The organism is Caballeronia grimmiae (genome assembly GCF_000698555.1).
GTDB lineage: Bacteria > Pseudomonadota > Gammaproteobacteria > Burkholderiales > Burkholderiaceae > Caballeronia > Caballeronia grimmiae.
Genome location: NZ_JFHE01000092.1, coordinates 1 through 3,850, shown reverse-complemented (window position 1 = coordinate 3,850; position 3,850 = coordinate 1). Strand labels below are relative to the sequence as shown.

Genomic DNA, 3,850 nt, shown 5'->3' with positions numbered 1-3,850 from the left:
GGTCGTAGGTTCAAATCCTACCCCCGCAACCAAGATATCAAGTAAAGAGCCCGGTTCAGCCGGGCTCTTTACTTTTGTGCACCCAATCGATGCAAGTCACCGCAACCAAGTGACGGCAACGTTCCGTCCGCTCGGCGCTATCGACCTTCCCAAACACAAAAAGCCTGCATGAGCATCGACTCATGCAGGCTTTTTGCTATTCCGACAACCGGTTCCGACGGGCGCACGCGGCAGGCGTGCTACTCGCGAGCTTTCGCCCGTGGCTGAACGCCACGGCATTGACGAAACCGCGACCCGCCGATTTCCGGCTTACTGACCGAAACTGAAAGGGCGAGGGCGATGCCCGCGCCATCAGTCGATCAATAGAATTTTTTCGGCAGTTGCGCGCGACGGATCTGCTTGCGCAGGCGAGCGACAGCAGCAGCTTTCTTGCGCTTGCGCTCGGTGGTCGGCTTCTCGTACGCCATACGCGACTTGAGTTCTTGAATCAGGCCCGTGCGTTCGACGGTACGGCGAAAACGACGCATGGCGACGTCGAAAGGCTCGTTCTCTTTCAACAGTACTTTAGTCATTGAAATCTCGGTTGATCTGGCCCTGCCAGAAATTGGGGCAAAGCGCAATTGTACACTTTTTGAGAGCCGCTCCGCATCCCCTTTGAGCGACGATGTGCTTGCAGAGGTTCGGGACTCACATCGTAGGTCGTTGAATCGTGACGACAATCCCGAAATACCCGCGTGCGTCAGAAGCCGCGCGAGCGAACCGCACGCGGCACGGCGGCAGCGAGTTTCGCGTCCGGCTGATCGATCGTCACGTCCGATCGCGGAAGCGCGACGCACGGAAGAATCCAGCCATCGGCTTTCTCTTCGGCGGTCAGACCCGGCCAGTCGATGCGATAGCCGATCTTGCCCGCGATCAGCCGGCACATGCACGCGCGGCACGTGCCGTTGCGGCACGAACTCGGCAGCGACACCCCGCCGCGCAACGCCGCCGCAAGCAACGAAACGCCGGCCTCCGCTTCGACGACCTGTCCGCCCGGCGCGATCGTGAGCTTGAAAACGCGCGCCTCGTTCACGCGTGGACCTCGATGATCGCCCGGCCGTTCGTCAGATCGCGCAACTCCGCGGCGGCCGATTCGCGCTCGGCGGCGGGCATGCGCACGACGAGCCGTACAGTCATCGCGTAGGCGCTGTCGACCAGTTCGGCGTCGTGCTGCTCGATCCATCGGCGCACGCGGGCTTCATCGGCATAGTCGATGTCGACGTTCATCAGCCCGCGTTCGATGCGCTCCACACGCTCGGCCGACTGCATCGCGGTGGCGATCGCATCGGTGTAGGCGCGCACGAGCCCGCCCGCGCCCAGCTTGATTCCGCCGTAGTAGCGCACCACAGCCGCGAGCACGCCATCGACCTCATGGTGCCGCAGCACTTCGAGAATGGGCCTGCCCGCGGTGCCGGACGGCTCGCCGTCGTCGGACATGCCCGACTGCCCGCCCGCGAGCAGCGCCCAGCAAACGTGCGTCGCGCCCGGATGCTCGGCGCGCAGCCGGCCGAGCTCGCGCATGGCGGCATCGCGATCAGTAACGGGAATGGCCAGCGCGATGAAGCGACTCTTGCGTATGTCGATTTCGGCGCTGACGGGAGAGGCGAGGGTGTAGGTCGGCAAGGCGGGTGACTTCGCGAATCGGAAAAATCAGGAAACCGTCATGCCAAGCGGGCGCTGCATCAGCACGCTATCGACCCAGCCGCCGAGCTTGAAGCCGACATTGCGCAGCACGCCGACGTGTTCGAATCCGAGCCGCGCGTGCAGCGCGATCGATCCCGCGTTGCCGCTGCTGCCGATGACCGCGACCATCTGCCGCCACGGCCCTTGCTCGCAACGCGCGATCAGCGCCGACAGAAGCGCGAGCCCGATGCCGCGCCCGCCGAAGCCATCGGCGACATAGACCGAGTCTTCGATCGTATGCCGGTACGCCGAGCGCGCGCGATACGCCGATGCATACGCGTATCCCGTGATCTCGCCGTCGAGTTCCGCGACGAGATAAGGCAGGCCGGCGGCGACGATCGCCGCATGGCGCGCACGCATCTCATCGGCGGAAGGCGGGGCTTCTTCGAACGTGGCGAGCGCGTGGAGCACGTAATGCGAATAGATGCGCGCGATCGCGTCGAAGTCGCCGGGTGTGGCGTCGCGAATCACGGGCTGGCGGGCGCTGGATGAAGTCATGGCGGTTTCGAATCGAGCAACGGATTTGCACGGCGCGACCAGGCCGCAAAAGGGCCGCACGCGCGTGCTCGCAAGCCGGAATTCTCTCACGCCGCGCCGACTCAAATAAATGTGCGGCGGGCCGTGCGCCAGACCACGAAAACCGCGACTTATTGCCGAATTAAAACGTTGAAGCGCGTGACGGCCCGACCCTACACTTACTCGCTTGTGTAGCGATTCGCATTCGCGGCCTTCGCTCGCGCCGGCACAACGGAAATTTCTCCGGCAACGCGCGCCACAGCGTGAGAGCCGCTCGCTTCGCGGCGCGACCATGACACGCAATGAACAACTTTCAACGTGGGGCGCTTGCGGCGCTTCTGATCGTCATCGTGGGGACTGCGGCGCTCGCACCCGCGGGGATCGGCTTGATCGTCGCGGCGCGCAGCGAGCGGCAGCAGCGCGTCGAACGCCTGAGCATCCTCGCCGATGCCGCGCTCTATCGCGCCGAGGACATCACGCGCCGTCTGTCGGGCGCGCTCGGCGAAATCGGCAAGGTGAACGAAACGCCGTGCTCGACGCCGTATCTCCACGCGCTTCGCCAGATCACGCTCACGCACGACCAGGTCCGCGACGCCGGCGCGTACGATCGCGACGGCCGCTGGCAATGCTCATCGCTCCTGGGCGCGGTATCGGCGGGTACGTTCGATGGCCTCACGTTGCCGCCGCCCGACTGGCGCTCGTCCGACGGCCTCAGCGCGTGGTACGGCCTCGCGCGCCTGCCGGGCGGCAAGGAATCGCTCGTGCTGGGACGCGACGGCTTCTATATCACCGCCGACCCGTCGCTTTACGTCGATGGCATCGATACCGATCTCGCGCACGAGGGCCGCGTCGCCGTCATCAACACCGAAGCGCGGCGGGTGATCGCCGGCACGCCTTCGACGGATGCCTCCGCCGTCCTCGCCGTCTATAGCCAGCACAAGCCGCCGCCGGATTGCTCGGCCGTCGCGGTGCGCCAGTCGGCGTCGATGCCGCTCGCGGTCATCGTCAGCGTGCCGCGCGAAACATGGCGGCAACGCGTGCGCTCGCTGCCGTGGGGGTGGCTCTTCGGCGGCGTCGCGGTCGGTCTCGCCTGTGCGTGCTGGGCCGCGTATTTCGTCGTGCGCAGGATTTCGCCGCGCGGACAGTTGAGCGACGCCGTGCGGCGGCATCAGTTCATCGTCGCGTATCAGCCGATCGTCGATCTCGCCACGCGCCGATGCGTCGGCGCCGAAGCGCTCGTGCGCTGGAAGCATCACGACCGCATCGTGCGGCCGGATCATTTCATTCCGCTCGCGGAACATGGCGGGCTGATCCAGGCGATCACCGATCAGGTGCTCGACACCGTCCTGCTCGAACTCGGCGAGTTTCTCCGGCACTACGACGATTACTACATTTCCGTCAACCTCTCGGCTTCCGACCTGACGACGCACCGTTTTCTCGACGTGCTCGGGCCGGCCATCGAACAGCAGGGCGTGCGGCCGCAGCAGATTCGCATCGAGGCGACCGAACGCGCGTTCCTCGACGCCGACGCCGCGAAGGACGTCATCAGCGCGTTCCGCCGCGCGGGCCACGCGGTCTATCTCGACGATTTCGGCACCGGCTATTCGAGCCT

General features: G+C 65.4%; 5 protein-coding genes. 1 reads left to right on the top strand and 4 read right to left on the bottom strand.

Going from position 1 to position 3,850, the window contains the following annotated elements:
* Nucleotides 1-359: 359 nt before the first annotated feature.
* From rpsU to BG57_RS30540, 4 genes are all read right to left on the bottom strand, one after another.
* A complete protein-coding gene (rpsU, locus tag BG57_RS30555) occupies nucleotides 360-572 on the bottom strand; it encodes a 30S ribosomal protein S21 (protein ID WP_006999077.1) in 213 nt (70 codons plus the stop codon).
* Between the two features lie 167 nt (nucleotides 573-739).
* Nucleotides 740-1,072 carry a 2Fe-2S iron-sulfur cluster-binding protein gene (locus BG57_RS30550; protein WP_035970964.1) on the bottom strand — a complete coding sequence of 111 codons (333 nt, stop codon included), beginning with the start codon at nucleotides 1,070-1,072 and terminating at the stop codon, nucleotides 740-742.
* Nucleotides 1,069-1,662 (bottom strand): YigZ family protein, encoded by a 594-nt coding sequence (locus BG57_RS30545; RefSeq protein ID WP_035970962.1) that lies wholly within the window; start codon nucleotides 1,660-1,662, stop codon nucleotides 1,069-1,071. Before BG57_RS30545 ends, BG57_RS30550 begins: the two co-directional genes overlap by 4 nt.
* A 27-nt stretch (nucleotides 1,663-1,689) precedes the next feature.
* Entirely contained in the window at nucleotides 1,690-2,220 is a 531-nt protein-coding gene (locus BG57_RS30540) for a GNAT family N-acetyltransferase (protein WP_035970960.1), read from the bottom strand.
* A gap of 320 nt (nucleotides 2,221-2,540) precedes the next feature.
* Between BG57_RS30540 and BG57_RS30535 the strand changes: the two genes are divergently transcribed.
* On the top strand, nucleotides 2,541-3,850 hold a 1,310-nt coding region (locus tag BG57_RS30535; RefSeq protein ID WP_052006114.1), incomplete at its 3' end, for an EAL domain-containing protein.

Bases quoted from the DNA above. Each gene is read 5' to 3' on its own strand.
- rpsU (WP_006999077.1), bottom strand. From the start codon at position 572: ATGACTAAAGTACTGTTGAAAGAGAACGAGCCTTTCGACGTCGCCATG.
- BG57_RS30540 (WP_035970960.1), bottom strand. From the start codon at position 2,220: ATGACTTCATCCAGCGCCCGCCAGCCCGTGATTCGCGACGCCACACCC.